This is a genomic window from Mesorhizobium sp. M1163 (assembly GCF_040318415.1).
Lineage (GTDB): Bacteria > Pseudomonadota > Alphaproteobacteria > Rhizobiales > Rhizobiaceae > Mesorhizobium.
Window position 1 is genome coordinate 1 of sequence record NZ_JAMYMF010000069.1, and the last position, 14,336, is coordinate 14,336.

A 14,336-nucleotide genomic window follows, 5' to 3' on the forward strand; every position below is an offset into this window, starting at 1 on the left:
GTCGGCCTGATCGACGTGACGACGTTCCAGAAGGTTGATCTGTTCGTTTAGGGTTGCTGCGGTGTGGAAACCTTTTGATGCCGGCAGGACAGAGGGGGGCGCGAAGGATCGCTGCCGTGCGCTTTGTTCCGAACTGACGTCAACAGTGACCGCTCAGCGGCCGCTTCACCCGCCGGTGGCGATGGTCAGCACCTTGAACGGCGTGGTGATGACGATCTCGGCGACCGAGCCGACGGCCTTGCCGAGGCCCTGGCCGAGATTGTCGAGCTGGGCCGGCGCCGTCTCTTCGGAGGCGAGGCCGGCCGGGGCGCGCAGGCGGTCGCCGAGCAGCTGCACCAGGAACGGGTTGTCGGCGAATTTGGCGTGGTTCAGCCGGTCGCCGCCCTTGGTCTTGGTCAGGTCGACCACCGAGACGCCATAGCTGGCGAGGTCGGCCGCGTCGCCATAGTCGCCGACGCGTGGCTTGTCGCCGGAGATAAGGGTCGACAGCCTGAGCGCCCGGTCGTCGCCCGAAAGCAGCACGGCGAACGGCTTGTCTGGCTTGCCGTAGCGGATCATCTGCTTCTTGAACACGTCGACGTCGATGTCGGGGGAAGCCAGGATGACGTAGCCGAGCTTGCCGCCAAGGTCGCGGTCGCCGGTGATGGCAAGCTGGCGCAATGCTTCCATGGTCACCCAGGTCCCCATCGAATGGGCAATGATGTCGATGCTCTTGGCGCGGCTCTTGGCAAGCATACGCAGCGTCGCTTCGAGATCGTCGCGCGCCGCATTGGCGCTTTCCTTGTCGTAGATGTAGCCGGTCGTCTTGCCGCTCGACGCCCATGAAAACAGCACCGGCGTGCCGGGGTATTTGGTGTCGTGCGCGATCTGCGTCAGCCGGTAGATGCCGTCGTCGAAGCCGTTGTTGAAGCCATGCACGAAAACCAGCGCGCGGTCGCCGCGCATTGCGATGTCGGCGCCGACCGCCTTGGCGAATTGCGGCGCGCCTTCGTAGAAGGTGACGCCGGTCGCGGTGAAATCCTTCGCCGGATTGCTGTTGGCCGAGCCCTTGATCCGTTCGATGGCGCCGACCTGGTGGACCTTGGGAACGGTCACCTCGACGCTGGCAAAGCTGGTGGTCGGCGAGCGGTCTCCGTCGAACACCTGCCGGGGCTCTTTCGTCGCCTTTTGCCGGGTTGTGGCGACGAAGATCTTATGCGTCGCCGCGATATCGGCAGCAGGCACCGTGATCGTCGTCTTGTTGAGCAGATCGTGCGTGTTCTGGCCGGCGCAGCCTGCCAGCGCGAGCGCGAACGCAACGACGAGAAATATCTTCGAAGGCACGGTCACGCGGGCTCCCGCAACGGGCGACGTCGAGCCGGAGACGTCTTGGCCTATTCGATAGAGGCAGAGGCCGGCACGGTCCAGTTCAAACTGTTCCGATGGTGCGGCAATGGTCAACAATCACTGCTGCGCAATGCAGCTATTGTCCGACCGAGGCGATGCGGTCGGTCACCTCGCGGTCGCTGGCAAACCCGTCATCCTCGCGCAGCTTCTGGCCGATCAACTGCACCAATTCCGGGTTGTCGGCGAATTTGGTGTGATTGAAGCGGTCGACGCCCTTGACGCTGGAGAGATCGACGACCGACACGCCATAGCTGGCGAGGTCGGCGGCGTCCTTGTAGTCGCCGACCCGGGGCCGTGCGCCGGCGATCAGGCCGGACAGCCTGAGCGCCCGGTCATCGTCGGAGAGCAGCAGGATGAACGGCTTGTCCGGCTTGCCGTAGCGGCGCATTTGGCTCTTGAACACGTCGACGTCGATGTCGGGCGAGGCCAGCACGACGTCGCCGAGCTTGCCGCCGAGATCGCGGTCGCCGGTGATGGCGAGCTGGCGCAGCGCCTCCATGGTGACCCAGGTCCCCAGCGAATGGGCGACGATGTCGATGCGCCGCGCGCCGGTCTGCGCCAGCATTCTCAGCGTCACTTCCAGCTGGTCGCGGGCAACGCTGGCGCTTTCCTTGTCGTAGACATAGTCGGTGGTCTTGGCGCCCGACGCCCAGGAAAACAGCACCGGCGTGCCGGGATAGCCGGAATCATGGGTGATCTGGGTGACGCGATAGACCGCGGCGTCGAAGCCGGTGTTGTAGCCGTGGACGAAGACCATGACGCGGCCGCCGCGCGCCGCGATGTCGGCGCTGAGCGCACTGGAGAATTTCGGCTGGGTGTCGTAGCCGACGACCTCGGAAGCCATGAAGTATTTGGCCGGATCGTCCGACTTGCCGCGCGAGCGCCGCTCGATCTGGCCTGTCTTGTGGATGCCGGGGACGGTGACGTTGACGCGGGCATAGTTCAGCGTCGCCGAGCGCTCGCCGTCGAAGACCTTGTTGGGATCGTCGGAGCGCTTGCGCGTGGTGGCGATGAAGATCGAGTGGTTGCCGGCGATTTCCGTCACCGGCACCGCCATCATGGCGCTGCCGAGCAGTTCCTCGGTTTGGCGGCCGCCGCAGCCGGCGAGCAGCGCGGCAAGGACAATGATGCAAATCGTCTTCAAGGGCACTTAAGCAATTCCACTCCGGCCTAACCAAAGGCCCATCCACCTCCGCCGCATCTCCCGGACAGCCGAAGTGCGGCGGAAGTAAGTCGCAGGCGCCGAAATGCGCTCAGCGCCGCTCGACTGCCATCGCACTGTTGCGCGAAAGCCAGAACGGCGGCAGGAAGGCCGGAATGTTGGAAAAGGGCAGCACTTCCGGCTTCAGCCTTATGCCGAGCACGTCGGTCATGAAGGCGCGGCGCGCCTCGATGCGGTGCCAGGCTTCGGGATAGCGCGCGGCGATCTCTTCGCGCAGCGCCTCGTCAGCCAGCGCGATGCCGTCCTCGATGTTGGTGGTGAAATAATCGGTGCCGGTCGCCGGGATGATGTCGACCTGCAAGGCCATGCCCGACTTCAATCTGATGTCGGAGCCGGAAAATACCGGCGAATGCATCCATTCGTCGATATGGATGAGATGGCCGGGATTGAGGGACACGCCAAAGAACGGAGCGCCGATGCGGTCGTGCACCGCTTGCCACAACGCGCCGCCGGGAACGCCGATGCCGACCGTCTCGTACCAGTCGACGACGGCACAGAAATAGGGCGCGACCAGCTTCTCGACATAGTCCTGGATGCCCCTTGGAAGCTCGGCCGCGTCCTCGACCAGAAAACCGGCGCGGGCATTTAGCGAGCCCTGGATGCCGTAGGCCACGGTGATGGGGTCGCCGCGCTCGATGACGTCAAGACGCGGGCTCGGCAGGCCATAGGCCGCACGCCTGCCGGCCGACAGCATCGGATGACAGCATTGCGGCAGGCCGTTGATGCCCATCAGCCGCGCCGCCTGCAATTCGGTCATGCCGGGTTCGATGCCTTGCAGGACATTGCGCAGGCCTTGCGAGGAATAGGTCGCGGCGAATTCGAATGCGGCCAGCTGGTCGGCCTCGTTGATGGCGCGCAGGCCGTCGGCAGGGTTCATCAAAAGGTTCGCCGCGTTGACGATCACGCCCCCCGTTACGGCATTCTTGTCGCCGGCAAGGCTGCGCAAGGTGTCGGCGATGAAGGACGGCAGGTCGAGCGTCGTTTCGCCAAAACCGGCATCGTCGGGGCCGAACGGCTTCCAGCCGATGGCGCCGATGCGCTGGCCGGCCTTCAGGCCGCAATCGACGAGGATGTCGGCCAGCGCTTGCGAGCGGTCGCGCGGCTGCGCCGGCAGCGAAAACGTCTGGTAGAGCACGCGCTCGTACGGCCCGTCGCAGATTTCGGCATAGCCCCAGCCCTCATTGCCGACCAGCAGTTTCGGCGACTTGCCGGGAACGATGACCAGCAGCGTCTCCTCGAAGCGCGGATCGTAGCCGCAGAAATAGGCGACATTGGCCGCATGTTCGCGGTCGCCATAGACGACCAATGCATCGAACCCGCCGCGCGCGACCAGTGCCGCGATGCGGGCCTCATAGGTGGCGCGCGTAACCAGCGGCATCACCGTCGGCTCGCCGAACTCCGGCAGCGACACGGTTTTCCGGGCCACCGATGCGACAGGCATGAACAGACGCTCCTAACGGCCAACGAGGTTTTGGGAACACCCTTTCGGGTGACCGGACAATGGCTTCGCGAGGCCGGATATGCAATAGCGGGACCGAATTCGGCTAGCCTGTGGGGTGCTCTTGCCATGACCAGTTTCTCCTCTCGCGTCGCTGCCGCCGCTGCCGCGATCCGCGAGATCTTTCCGGAAACGCCGCTGCAGGAAAACGACTACCTGTCGAAGAAGACCGGCGCGCGGGTGCTGCTGAAGCGCGAGGACCTGACGCCGGTGCGCTCCTACAAGATCCGCGGCGCCTTCAACTTCTTCCGCAAGTCGCTCGCCGCCGGCAACAATGCCGAGCTGTTTGTCTGCGCTTCGGCCGGCAATCATGCGCAGGGCTTTGCCTTCGTCTGCCGTCATTTCGGCAAAAAGGGCGTCGTCTTCATGCCGGTGACGACGCCGCAGCAGAAGATCGACAAGACGCGGCTGTTCGGCGGCGAATTCGTCGAGATCAGGCTGGTCGGCGATTTCTTCGACAACTGCTATCGCGCCGCACTCGAATTCACCGAAACTGCCGGCGCACACATGGTGCCGCCTTTCGACCACAAGGACATCATCGAAGGGCAAGCGACCGTCGCCTATGAGATATCAGGCCAGATGCCCGGCGCACGCATGGCTGATATCGTCATGCTGCCGGTCGGCGGCGGTGGCTTGGCCGCCGGCGTCACCCATTATTTCGCCGACCAGCAGCGTGAAACACGCTTCGTCTTTTGCGAGCCGGCAGGCGCCCCGAGCCTGAGCGAGAGCCTCGCCGCCGGAAAGCGGGTAAAGCTCGCCAAGGTCGACAATTTCGTCGACGGCGCGGCGGTGGCCGAGATCGGCCGCGAGCCGCTGCGCCACCTCAGGGAGTTTGCCGCCGACGCAGTGCGGCTGATTCCGGAAAACCGGCTCTGCGCGACCATGATCGAAATGCTCAATGTCGAAGGCGTCGTGCTGGAGCCGGCCGGGGCGCTGGCGATCGATGCGCTCAAGGATTTCTCCAGGAAGGAAATCAGGGGCAAGACCATTGTCGCCGTTGTGTCGGGCGGCAATTTCGATTTCGAGCGGCTGCCGGATGTGAAGGAACGGGCGCTGCGCTTCGAGGGCTTGAAGAAATACTTCATCATCCGTTTTCCGCAGCGGCCCGGCGCGTTACGCGATTTCCTCCAATTGCTTGGCCCCGACGACGACATCGCCCGCTTCGAATATCTGAAGAAATCGGCGCGCAATTTCGGTTCGGTGCTGATCGGCATCGAAACCAAGGACCGCCGCAATTTCGACCTGCTCAAGGCGAATTTCGACGCCGAGAGCGTCCACTACCAGGACATCACCGACAACGAGACGCTCGCCGGGTTCATCATATGAGCAGCAACGATCTTCCGAGCACTCAGGGAAAGGTTTTTGTCGCGCTGTTTTCCGGCATCAACGTCGGCGGCAATCGCATCGTCAAAATGGCGGAACTCAGGTCATTCTTCGACCAGCTCGGCTTCTCCGATGTCGCCACCTATGTGCAGAGCGGCAACGCCGTCTTCCGGTCGCCAGATGGCGATGCGGCGACGCTGACCAGGCGGTTGGAAGCGGAATTCGAGAAGAAATGGGAGTTCCATTCGCGCATCATGGTGCGCGATCTCGGCTGGCTCGAGCGGCTGGCGACGGACAATCCCTATCCGGAAGTGGCCGGCGAGCCGACCAAGCTGCACGCCTATGCGCTGGAGCGCCAGCCGACCGCCGACGAGTTCGCCCGGCTGGCGGAAAAATGCACCGGGCCCGAACGCTTCGAGATCAAGGGCGACGTGCTCTACCTGCATGCGCCCGACGGGCTCGGCAAATCGGTCTTTGCCAATCTCATCCCGCGCGTCCTGAAGGTGCCCGGCACGGCGCGCAATTGGCGCACCGTGCTGATGCTGCTGGAGATGGCCAAGGCCGGCGGTTGATAGGTCGTCTACGCGGCCGGAGCGCGTTTCCAGTCGAATGCCAGCTCTTCGCGGAAGGCGAAGCGCCTGATGTGGTCGGCGACGACCGCTTCCAGGCGCTCCAGCGAGCCGGCCTCCTCGGTCGTCACTGCGATATGCAGCGCCGCCGGGTCGGCATCGAGAATCGTGCGGCCGATCGTCAGATCGATGCTGCCGTGGTTCGGGTCGAATTCGACGGGAAACTTGTGCGCCCAATGCTTGCACAGCTGTTGCAGATAGCGGCTGGCGTGTTCGGTGGCGACGTCGACATGGCTGGTCGGCATGAATGAATTCTCCTTGGGAATGCGGACGCGAACCGAACCAGGGCCAGGCGACGTCCGCTCAAGATGGCGTGATCGGTTACCAGCTACCGGTGTTCGGCATCGACGCCCAAGGCTCGGCCTTCGGCTTTGCCGGGCCTTTCTGCAACAGCTCGATCGAGATGCCGTCCGGCGATTTGACGAACGCCATGTTGCCGTCGCGCGGCGGCCGGTTGATGGTAACGCCATTGTCTATCAGCCGCTGGCAGGTGGCGTAGATGTCGTCGACCTCATAGGCGAGATGACCAAAATTGCGGCCGCCCTTGTAGTCTTCCGGGTCCCAATTGTAGGTCAGCTCGACCAGCGGCGCTTTCTCGCTGATGCCGCTTTGCTCGTCTTCGGGCGCGGCGAGGAAGATCAGCGTGTAGCGGCCCTGCTCGTTTTCGTGGCGGCGCACTTCCTTCAGGCCAAGCTTGTTGCAGTAGAAATCGAGCGAGGCATCGATGTCGGCGACGCGGACCATGGTGTGCAGATAGCGCATGGATTTCCTCCGTATGTTGCGTTGCGGCGCAACATAAGGGCGGCCCGGCCAAAGGGCAATTGGCCACGCTTGCCGGCGCCGGCAAACGACAAATCCGCTATTCCTGTACGGAACCGTGAAAAAAGGCACGTCAGGTCTTGCACACACCGGAAGCCGCGGTGTTAATCTGGCGTCAAGAATCAGTTGCGGTGTTTCTTGAAAAAAGGGGGCGTTCTTATGGGGGAAAAGGCCTCTTTCATGGGGCGGGACGGGGCCGGTAACGATGCGTTGAAGCGGGATGAGAGCGCCGATACGGCCGATCTCGTCGAAATCGCCGGCGCCATCAAGTGGTTCGACGTGGCCAAGGGCTACGGTTTCATCCTTCCCGATGATGGTTCTTCGGGCGACATCCTCCTCCATGTGACGTGCCTTCGAAAGGACGGTTTTCAGACCGCCCTGGAAGGCGCCCGTGTCGTCTGCCTGGTCAAGCAGGGCGAGCGCGGGCTGCAGGCTTTCCGCGTGCTCTCGATGGATGTCACCACAGCGGTGCATCCGGCAGAGCTGCAGGAGCAGCGCACCCATGTCGCAGTGACGCCGGAAAGCGGTCTCGAACGGGCGCTGGTGAAATGGTTCAATCGCACCAAGGGGTTCGGCTTTCTGACCCGCGGCGAGGGCACCGAGGACATTTTCGTCCACATGGAGACGCTGCGCCGCTACGGCATCACCGAACTCCGTCCGGGCCAGGTGGTGCTGGTCCGCTTCGGACGCGGCGACAAAGGCCTTATGGCTGCCGAAATTCACCCCGATATGGGTACCTTGCCGGTCTCGCATTAGTTCCGGCCGAGGATTTCATATGGCTCACAGGAACCGGCTGACGGCGGGCGCGCTCTACGCCGGGATTTTCCTCATCGTCGCCACAAGCGCCTTCTTCTATTTTCAGCAATCGAGTTCGGCCGACGGCAAGGCGATGATCCTTCCCGTCGACCCGGCGCCGCTGGTCGCGGTGACGAAGGCGGGCGAGCGTTCTTTCTCCGTCGAAATCGCTGACACGCCCGCCGAGCGCGAGGCCGGCCTGATGTTCCGCCGCCACATGGCCGACAATCACGGAATGCTGTTCGTCTTCGGTGCGCCGCAGGATGTGAGTTTCTGGATGAAGAACACGCCGCTGCGGCTCGACCTGATCTTCGTCGGCCAGGACGGCCGGATCCGGGCGATCAAGCAAGGCGAGCCGCAGTCGGAGGCGATCATCTCGCCGGACGAACCGGTGCGCTTCGTGCTCGAGCTCAAGGCAGGAACCGCCGCCAAAAAGGGCATCAAGGACGGCGACCTGCTGCGCCATCCGGCCATCGGCACGGCGGCGGGGCCAGCCATGCCGCCGCCCGACAAGGGCGATGCGCCGAATGTCGATTCCGACTGAACGGGCAGGATCTTCGGCCGATGCAGTTCTTCTCCCATGACGGTTTCGACCTTGCTTTCCTTGACCGCCAGCCGGCATCGGGGCAGGGCGATCCCGTGCTGATGATCCACGGCTTTGCCTCGAGCCATTACGTCAACTGGGTGTCGCCCGGCTGGTTCAAGACGCTGAACGATGCCGGCTACCGTGCGATCGCCTTCGACAATCGCGGCCATGGCTCGTCGTCGAAAAGCTATGACGAAGCAGACTACACGCCGGCAAAAATGGCGTCCGACGCGGCAGTGCTTTTGAACCATCTTGGCATCGAACGCGCCCATGTCATGGGTTATTCGATGGGCGCGCGCATATCGGCCTTCCTGGCGCTCTCCGAGCCGGACAAGGTGGCGACGCTGGTCTTCGGCGGTCTCGGCATCGGCATGGTCGACGGCGTCGGCGACTGGGATCCGATAGCCGACGCCCTCTTGGCCGAGGATCCCGCAGGCACCAGCGACCCGCGCGGCCGCTCGTTCCGCGCCTTCGCCGACCAGACCCGCAGCGATCGCCGGGCGCTCGCCGCCTGCATCGCCACCTCACGCGAATTGCTGAGCGAGGCCGACATTGCCCGCATTGCCCAGCCGACCTTGATTGCGGTGGGAACCAAGGACGACATCGGCGGCTCGCCGGATGAACTCGCTGCCTTGATGCCGAACGCCAGGGCATTTCATATCGAAGGCCGCGACCACATGCTGGCGGTCGGCGACAAGTCCTTCAAGCAGCGTGTGCTGGAGTTTTATGCAGAGCATCCGCTTTGATGGATGGCTCCCAAAAGCGGCCATCGGGCCTGAAGCTGGGTTCTTAGCGGTTTTGCAACGATACAGCAGTAAATAAGCGCGACGTGTGGATCGGTTCAAACCCGCCACGCGCCGAACGAGGGCAGGGGGGTACGATGGCACAATGGGGAAGAAGCGACGCCGCTTTGCCGGGCGTCATTGCGAAAAGCAGGTTCGGCGAATGGTCCGTTGTTCTAGCGCTGGCCGCATTGGCGACAGGGGCGATTGCGATCACCGCGTTGATAGCAATGCCGAGCGACGCCTCCCCATTGCTCCAGAACAGTGCGACGGGCTTCTTCGCTGCGGTATTTTTTCTGGCCGGCCCCTTGGCACATCTTATCGGCGTGGTCTTCGGGTTGATGGCCGTGGGTCGCCCAAACGACAATCGTGTGCTCGGCCTGGCTGGCATCGTCGTCAATGGCGCGTCGCTTGCGGCCGGGGGGTTCATGCTGTGGGCAATGGCATCGACTTTTGGCGCATTCACCTGATCTCGACCAGCCTCCGGCAGGCAAGCGACCGACGCGACCCCTCAGCTTCAAATCTGCGCGAGTTGCCATGGTCGATCTTCTCGTCACCTATCTGGAGATGACCGGGCCGCCGTCGGGCGCCGGCTCTGCCGCACCGGCACCGGGCGCGGCTGTGATGCGCGAAACGCTTGGCCTCGCTGATTACATCAGCCTCTACCGCGCCGTTGGCGAGCCTGTGCAATGGGATCAGCGGCTGCGCATGCCCTTGGGCGACCTCGAGCGCCTTCTCGCCAGCCCGTCGACGCATATCCATGTCCTGCGCGTCGACGGCGAAGCAGCCGGCCTATGCGAATTCACGGGCGTCGGCGAGCCGGTTGTCGAATTGGCCCATTTCGGGGTCGTTCCGGCTCTTCAGGGCCGCAAGCTTGGGCCGTACCTGCTCGACCGGGCGCTGCGCGCCGTCTGGTCGCATGAACCCGAAAGGGTTTGGCTCCACACCGATACCCATGATCATCCGGGCGCGCGATCTGTCTACGGGCGAGCCGGTTTCAAGGCCTATGCGCAGCGCATGGAGACGTTTCCGGATTAGGATTTGTCTGAGCTGAGGTTATCGCCAAGCGCCCTGAGCGAGCGCGCCATGTTTTGCCGGGCCTGGGTTTCGAAGCGCCGGCGGAATTCCTCGCTATGGAAGATATGCGGACGCGCGAGGAAGCCCTTTAGGACAGCGGCACGGCCGGCCCGCCACATCGGCTCATCGACCCACTGATATTCGCGGCGAACCGCCTGTTCGTAAGCGTCGAACACGTCAGGCGCAGCACCCAGGATCGCCAGGTCCATGTCGAGGAACAGCGCCGCGTCACGAACGGAATGCTGGTCGCCAAGGGACGGCAATTCGTGGCCGGCGGTGGCAGTGATCATCGCCGCGATGCGACGGATGCGTTGTGCATCGGCGCGGCCGGCGAGCTTTGTCTCGGCAAGTGCGGCACTCCTCGCCTCATTGTCCTTGGCGCGGCCGTCGTAGATCGCGTCGTGGAACCAGATCGCCGCTTCGACTGCTTCAGGATCATGCAGCAATGCCTTGTAATCGTTGGCTAGCGCCAGCATCGCCTCGATGTGGCCAAGGTCGTGGTAGTGGCGATCCGCGGCGTCATACAGCGCGGAAAGCTCGCGCTTCAGGGTCTCGTCCATCAAGGTTGCGTTTTCCATGGCTGCTTGAAATTCCGCCAACCAAATCCATTTGACGAAGCACTAAGGAAAATTGAGTTCACCCGTGCTATGATCTGGCTTATAGGTGCGGCCGGAGAATAGGCAAGCCGCCAAGCCGAGACATTGGATGGCCTGAGACATTGGATGGCCGGAGACATCAGATGAACAGCGTTACGATTTCCCGTCCCACCAGGGTGCAGCCGGTAGATCCGATCTGGCGTTCGATCCGCGATGAAGCAATGGAAGCGGTCAACCGCGATCCGCTGCTGGCGGCGTTCCTCTATTCGACCATCCTCAATCAGGAAAACCTGGAAGAAGCGGTTATCCACCGGTTGGCCGAGCGCCTCGCCCACCAGGACATCGGCTCCGACCTCATCCGCCAGACATTCAAGGCGATGGCGGCCGACGACAAGGACTGGTCGACGACGGTGCGCGTCGACATCCAGGCCTATTACGACCGCGATCCGGCCTGCGACCGCTTCATCATGCCGGTGCTCTACTTCAAGGGTTTTCATGCCATCCAGACGCACCGGCTGGCGCATTGGCTGTGGAACCAGGGCCGCCAGGATTTCGCGCTGTATTTGCAGAGCCGATCGTCCTCGGTGTTCCAGACCGACATCAATCCGGCCGCCCGCATCGGCAAGGGCATCTTCCTCGACCACGCCACCGGCCTCGTCGTCGGCCAGACGGCGGTGATCGAGGACGACGTGTCGATCCTGCACGGCGTCACGCTGGGCGGCACCGGCAAGGCCGGCGGCGACCGTCATCCCAAGATCCGCTATGGCGTGCTGATTGGCGCCGGCGCCAAGATCCTCGGCAACATCGAGATCGGCCATTGCTCCAAGATCGCGGCCGGCTCGGTGGTGCTGTCGCCGGTGCCGCACAACAAGACGGTTGCCGGCGTGCCGGCCCGCGTCGTCGGCGAGACCGGCTGCGACCAGCCTTCGCGGCAGATGGACCAGCTGTTGCCGTCGCAGACGATGGACCACGTCGTCAGCTTCGACATCTGAGTGCTCGGGCAGGGGGCCGAATTCCTGCCCCCTATGCCGGCTTGCCTTTACATGGCCATTGTCGACGTGCCAGAAGCGCGCTCACCAATGCATGTCGCCCAAAAGTGCCCAGCGGTTTTGGGATAGCGACATGCATGAAGCAAGATTTAAAGCGCGTCGCATCGATCTCTTCAGACGCGACGCACTTGAGCAAGCGACGATCGGAGAAGACTGTTGAAGCCGGACGAAATCAGAAAGCTGGACGCCTATTTCAAGCGCACCTTCCAGAACCCCAAACTCGAAGTGAAGGCGCGGCCGCGCAAGGAAGATTCGGCCGAGGTCTATGTCGGCGACGAGTTCCTCGGCATCGTCTTCAAGGACGAGGACGACGGCGACTATAATTTCTCGATGGCGATCCTCGACATCGATCTGGCCTGAGCCGGGAGTTTGGTGCTGGCCGGACCTGCTTGTTGCAGGCGGGACCGCCTGATGGCGGAGCGCAGACGTCGGAGACTGGCTGGAGCATCCCTCCCTTCGTCATCCCAGGGCGGAGCAAGGAGCGAAGCGACGCGGCGCAGACCCTGGGATCCATGCCGTTACCTCGCGGCAGTGCTCCACTCTGACCAGAATCGAATGCTTCTTGGCACCGGCTGGGCGTCCTCTACCAACCAGTCCCGCGAAACAGTTCGAACCACTCTGGATTGGTCTTCTCGGCCAGCTCGATCTTCCACCGGCGTGGCCAGCGCTTCAGCGACTTCTCGCGCTGGATGGCGTCGCGAATGTCGAAATGTTCCTCGTACCAGACCAGACGCTGTACGCCGTAGCGGCTGGTGAAGCGCGAGCCTTCGCCAGATTTGTGCTCCGGCATGCGGCGGCCGAGGTCGTTGGTGACACCGATGTAGATCGTGCCGCGCTTCTGGCTTGCAGTCATGTAGGCATAGCCGGTCATGGCTGAAGGGTAGTAGGCGCCGGTGCCGACGCAAGTGCAGTTCTGAACCGCTGCATTCTTCGACTGAGGTAACGGCATGGATCCCAGGGTCTCCGCGACGTCGCTTCGCTCCTGCTCCGCCCTAGGATGACGAAGGCGTGGTGGGCAGCTAATCCCAAACCCTGGAGATTGGTAGCGCGATTGGCCGGGGCTCCAGCCCTCAGCCCTTCAGGGTCGGTCAAAGGATCAAGCCCTATCGCCCCGCCTTCAGCATACGTGCCGCCTCGCCCGAAATCGCCGCGTCGAGCGCCTGCCAGTCGCCCAGGAATTCCCGGGGGAAGCGGTAGGTGAGATTGAGATTGTCGCCGACCAGAATGTCGCGTTCGCAGGGCGCCAGCGATTCGTCGGCGCTTGGGCCGCTCAGGCAGCGGGTAACGAACGGATCCTTGCCGGGGCGGTTGGCGACCGCCAGCACTTCGTTGAGATAGCCTGATTTTTCGCTGAAAGCGTAAAGTGTGGTGCCGCCAGGGCCGGGCGTACCCGGCTTGGCGATCAGCGCGCTGTAGATCGGCGCAAAGCGGCCGCTCATGTCGCGCGACATCATCTGCGGCTCGAACGACAGGAAAATGATGTCCTTGCTGGGTGCGGTGTGGTTGAAGTCGTTGCGGGCAGCCTCGCTGTAGCCGTTCATCTCGGGATAGCGCAGATAGAGGTCGAGCCGCGAGGCGATGCCGTCGCGCCGGGCCTGGGCAAAGCGGATGACATTGGCCGGCACGGCGATGATGTTGTTGCCGATGACGACCTCGTGGACCGTGGTGTCGTCGGTGTACCCGGCCATGGCGATCGAGCGGCCGAACCATTTGCCGCCAAGGCTGATCGCCACCGAAAGCAGCGCCAGCGTCGCGAATGCATAAAACACCCGCTTCATCAGCGTCGAATCGACGACGCTGAGTTGCGGGCCCTCTGTGGCGGCTGCCTGCTTCATCGCGATCCTCGTTTGCCGTCCCATCGGTGTGCCTGAACGGCACATCTCGGCGCGGCACGGCTCTTGCTACGCAGCTTTTGCAGGCGACTGTGCGATTTCATGGTAAACGGAGGGTAAAGATGAGCCCGGTCGAACAAATCATATTCAGTTTTATGGCTGGGCTGACGGCTTGCGGCCTGGCCGGATCGGCGATGGAAGTGGTCGCCGGCCGCAAGCTTGCCTTCGTCCAGCCCTATGTATCGTCGAAGCACATGCTGCGCTCGCTCGCCGCGACGGCTTCCGCCGGGCCGCTGATGTTCGTCAACGAGGCGCTGGACGCCTGGCGGGAGCGTCGCATCTCGGTGCTGGGGCTGATCTCCTGCGGCTGTACGGCGACCATCTGGGCGCTGGCGCTGGGCATGGTGGTGATCGCCATTGCGTCGTGGGCGGCTTCGCTTCTAGGGTCTGGCAGCTTGTCGGTGTGAGACGATCTGGAGACAGCGATGCCGATCTACGCGATTGACGGAAAAGCGCCCGCCTTCGAGGACGCCGACAGCAACTGGATCGCGCCCGACGCCACGCTGATCGGCAATATCAGGATCGGCCGCAATGCCGGCTTCTGGTTCGGCGTGGGGGACCCCCGCGCCGCCCCCCCCCAAAGGAAAAGCGCCCCCCCCACAAAAAAACGGGCCCCCCAAAAAAAAACACCCACCCCCGATTCACAGACCCGCCGACACACACACGCCCAGCGCCACCCAGG

18 protein-coding genes and 1 pseudogene are annotated in these 14,336 nt (G+C 63.3%); 11 read left to right on the forward strand and 8 right to left on the reverse strand.

The genetic code is table 11. From position 1 onward, the window contains the following. Positions 1-165 precede the first annotated feature (165 nt). The 3 genes from NKH43_RS33850 to NKH43_RS33860 all read right to left on the reverse strand — a co-directional run bounded on the left by NKH43_RS33850 (position 166) and on the right by NKH43_RS33860 (position 4,049). Positions 166-1,329 (reverse strand): alpha/beta hydrolase, encoded by a 1,164-nt coding sequence (locus NKH43_RS33850; protein ID WP_352861830.1) that lies wholly within the window; start codon positions 1,327-1,329, stop codon positions 166-168. Positions 1,330-1,462: 133 nt separating this feature from the next. Next, entirely contained in the window at positions 1,463-2,536 is a 1,074-nt protein-coding gene (locus NKH43_RS33855) for an alpha/beta hydrolase (RefSeq protein ID WP_352481136.1), read from the reverse strand. Positions 2,537-2,639: 103 nt separating this feature from the next. Continuing rightward, complete coding sequence (locus tag NKH43_RS33860) at positions 2,640-4,049, reverse strand: hypothetical protein (RefSeq protein WP_352861832.1); 1,410 nt, start codon at positions 4,047-4,049, stop codon at positions 2,640-2,642. Positions 4,050-4,175: 126 nt separating this feature from the next. Here NKH43_RS33860 and ilvA point away from each other — a divergent pair, with 126 nt between their 5' ends. Both ilvA and NKH43_RS33870 read left to right on the forward strand, forming a co-directional pair. Next, the gene (gene ilvA / locus NKH43_RS33865) at positions 4,176-5,432 is read left to right on the forward strand and encodes a threonine ammonia-lyase IlvA (RefSeq protein WP_352861834.1); all 1,257 of its coding nucleotides are present in this window, start codon (positions 4,176-4,178) and stop codon (positions 5,430-5,432) included. Beyond that, a complete protein-coding gene (locus NKH43_RS33870) occupies positions 5,429-6,001 on the forward strand; it encodes a DUF1697 domain-containing protein (RefSeq protein ID WP_352861836.1) in 573 nt (190 codons plus the stop codon). The genes ilvA and NKH43_RS33870 overlap by 4 nt, the downstream gene beginning before the upstream one ends. Before the next feature lie 8 nt (positions 6,002-6,009). Here NKH43_RS33870 and NKH43_RS33875 read toward each other — a convergent pair whose 3' ends face one another. Together NKH43_RS33875 and gloA are read right to left on the reverse strand one after the other, a co-directional pair. Beyond that, complete coding sequence (locus tag NKH43_RS33875; RefSeq protein ID WP_352861838.1) at positions 6,010-6,303, reverse strand: DUF2218 domain-containing protein; 294 nt, start codon at positions 6,301-6,303, stop codon at positions 6,010-6,012. Positions 6,304-6,379: 76 nt separating this feature from the next. Continuing rightward, the gene (gloA, locus tag NKH43_RS33880) at positions 6,380-6,820 is read right to left on the reverse strand and encodes a lactoylglutathione lyase (protein ID WP_352861839.1); all 441 of its coding nucleotides are present in this window, start codon (positions 6,818-6,820) and stop codon (positions 6,380-6,382) included. A 216-nt stretch (positions 6,821-7,036) separates the two neighbouring features. Between gloA and NKH43_RS33885 the strand changes: the two genes are divergently transcribed. The 5 genes from NKH43_RS33885 to NKH43_RS33905 all read left to right on the forward strand — a co-directional run bounded on the left by NKH43_RS33885 (position 7,037) and on the right by NKH43_RS33905 (position 10,078). After that, the gene (locus NKH43_RS33885) at positions 7,037-7,633 is read left to right on the forward strand and encodes a cold-shock protein (RefSeq protein WP_036244259.1); all 597 of its coding nucleotides are present in this window, start codon (positions 7,037-7,039) and stop codon (positions 7,631-7,633) included. A 19-nt stretch (positions 7,634-7,652) separates the two neighbouring features. Next, entirely contained in the window at positions 7,653-8,216 is a 564-nt protein-coding gene (locus tag NKH43_RS33890) for a DUF192 domain-containing protein (RefSeq protein WP_352861841.1), read from the forward strand. Positions 8,217-8,236: 20 nt separating this feature from the next. Further along, positions 8,237-9,004 carry an alpha/beta fold hydrolase gene (locus NKH43_RS33895; RefSeq protein WP_352790676.1) on the forward strand — a complete coding sequence of 256 codons (768 nt, stop codon included), beginning with the start codon at positions 8,237-8,239 and terminating at the stop codon, positions 9,002-9,004. A 134-nt stretch (positions 9,005-9,138) separates the two neighbouring features. Further along, positions 9,139-9,510 carry a hypothetical protein gene (locus NKH43_RS33900; RefSeq protein WP_352861843.1) on the forward strand — a complete coding sequence of 124 codons (372 nt, stop codon included), beginning with the start codon at positions 9,139-9,141 and terminating at the stop codon, positions 9,508-9,510. Between the two features lie 67 nt (positions 9,511-9,577). Further along, positions 9,578-10,078 carry a GNAT family N-acetyltransferase gene (locus NKH43_RS33905; protein WP_352861845.1) on the forward strand — a complete coding sequence of 167 codons (501 nt, stop codon included), beginning with the start codon at positions 9,578-9,580 and terminating at the stop codon, positions 10,076-10,078. On the opposite strand, the gene NKH43_RS33910 is transcribed toward NKH43_RS33905, so the two are convergent. Further along, positions 10,075-10,695, reverse strand: coding sequence for an HD domain-containing protein (locus tag NKH43_RS33910; RefSeq protein ID WP_352844939.1), 621 nt, complete (start codon positions 10,693-10,695; stop codon positions 10,075-10,077). The genes NKH43_RS33905 and NKH43_RS33910 overlap by 4 nt on opposite strands. 161 nt (positions 10,696-10,856) lie before the next feature. Here NKH43_RS33910 and cysE point away from each other — a divergent pair, with 161 nt between their 5' ends. Both cysE and NKH43_RS33920 read left to right on the forward strand, forming a co-directional pair. Further along, the gene (cysE, locus tag NKH43_RS33915; protein WP_023717455.1) at positions 10,857-11,705 is read left to right on the forward strand and encodes a serine O-acetyltransferase; all 849 of its coding nucleotides are present in this window, start codon (positions 10,857-10,859) and stop codon (positions 11,703-11,705) included. A 213-nt stretch (positions 11,706-11,918) separates the two neighbouring features. Continuing rightward, complete coding sequence (locus NKH43_RS33920; RefSeq protein ID WP_023674799.1) at positions 11,919-12,122, forward strand: DUF3126 family protein; 204 nt, start codon at positions 11,919-11,921, stop codon at positions 12,120-12,122. 223 nt (positions 12,123-12,345) lie between these two features. On the opposite strand, the gene NKH43_RS33925 is transcribed toward NKH43_RS33920, so the two are convergent. Beyond that, positions 12,346-12,633 carry a GIY-YIG nuclease family protein gene (locus tag NKH43_RS33925; protein ID WP_352861850.1) on the reverse strand — a complete coding sequence of 96 codons (288 nt, stop codon included), beginning with the start codon at positions 12,631-12,633 and terminating at the stop codon, positions 12,346-12,348. Positions 12,634-12,865: 232 nt separating this feature from the next. Continuing rightward, positions 12,866-13,597: a hypothetical protein gene (locus NKH43_RS33930; protein ID WP_352861846.1), complete on the reverse strand. Its 732-nt coding sequence runs from the start codon at positions 13,595-13,597 to the stop codon at positions 12,866-12,868. A 119-nt stretch (positions 13,598-13,716) separates the two neighbouring features. On the opposite strand from NKH43_RS33930, the gene NKH43_RS33935 reads away from it, so the two are divergent. After that, positions 13,717-14,061: a DUF6949 family protein gene (locus tag NKH43_RS33935; protein ID WP_352861848.1), complete on the forward strand. Its 345-nt coding sequence runs from the start codon at positions 13,717-13,719 to the stop codon at positions 14,059-14,061. 18 nt (positions 14,062-14,079) lie between these two features. Beyond that, a pseudogene (locus NKH43_RS33940) lies at positions 14,080-14,336 on the forward strand (hypothetical protein); the annotation flags it as partial.

Bases quoted from the DNA above. Each gene is read 5' to 3' on its own strand.
- NKH43_RS33860 (WP_352861832.1), bottom strand. From the start codon at position 4,049: ATGCCTGTCGCATCGGTGGCCCGGAAAACCGTGTCGCTGCCGGAGTTC.
- ilvA (WP_352861834.1), top strand. From the start codon at position 4,176: ATGACCAGTTTCTCCTCTCGCGTCGCTGCCGCCGCTGCCGCGATCCGC.
- NKH43_RS33870 (WP_352861836.1), top strand. From the start codon at position 5,429: ATGAGCAGCAACGATCTTCCGAGCACTCAGGGAAAGGTTTTTGTCGCG.
- NKH43_RS33875 (WP_352861838.1), bottom strand. From the start codon at position 6,303: ATGCCGACCAGCCATGTCGACGTCGCCACCGAACACGCCAGCCGCTAT.
- gloA (WP_352861839.1), bottom strand. From the start codon at position 6,820: ATGCGCTATCTGCACACCATGGTCCGCGTCGCCGACATCGATGCCTCG.
- NKH43_RS33885 (WP_036244259.1), top strand. From the start codon at position 7,037: ATGGGGGAAAAGGCCTCTTTCATGGGGCGGGACGGGGCCGGTAACGAT.
- NKH43_RS33890 (WP_352861841.1), top strand. From the start codon at position 7,653: ATGGCTCACAGGAACCGGCTGACGGCGGGCGCGCTCTACGCCGGGATT.
- NKH43_RS33895 (WP_352790676.1), top strand. From the start codon at position 8,237: ATGCAGTTCTTCTCCCATGACGGTTTCGACCTTGCTTTCCTTGACCGC.
- NKH43_RS33900 (WP_352861843.1), top strand. From the start codon at position 9,139: ATGGCACAATGGGGAAGAAGCGACGCCGCTTTGCCGGGCGTCATTGCG.
- NKH43_RS33905 (WP_352861845.1), top strand. From the start codon at position 9,578: ATGGTCGATCTTCTCGTCACCTATCTGGAGATGACCGGGCCGCCGTCG.
- NKH43_RS33910 (WP_352844939.1), bottom strand. From the start codon at position 10,695: ATGGAAAACGCAACCTTGATGGACGAGACCCTGAAGCGCGAGCTTTCC.
- cysE (WP_023717455.1), top strand. From the start codon at position 10,857: ATGAACAGCGTTACGATTTCCCGTCCCACCAGGGTGCAGCCGGTAGAT.
- NKH43_RS33925 (WP_352861850.1), bottom strand. From the start codon at position 12,633: ATGACCGGCTATGCCTACATGACTGCAAGCCAGAAGCGCGGCACGATC.
- NKH43_RS33930 (WP_352861846.1), bottom strand. From the start codon at position 13,597: ATGAAGCAGGCAGCCGCCACAGAGGGCCCGCAACTCAGCGTCGTCGAT.
- NKH43_RS33935 (WP_352861848.1), top strand. From the start codon at position 13,717: ATGAGCCCGGTCGAACAAATCATATTCAGTTTTATGGCTGGGCTGACG.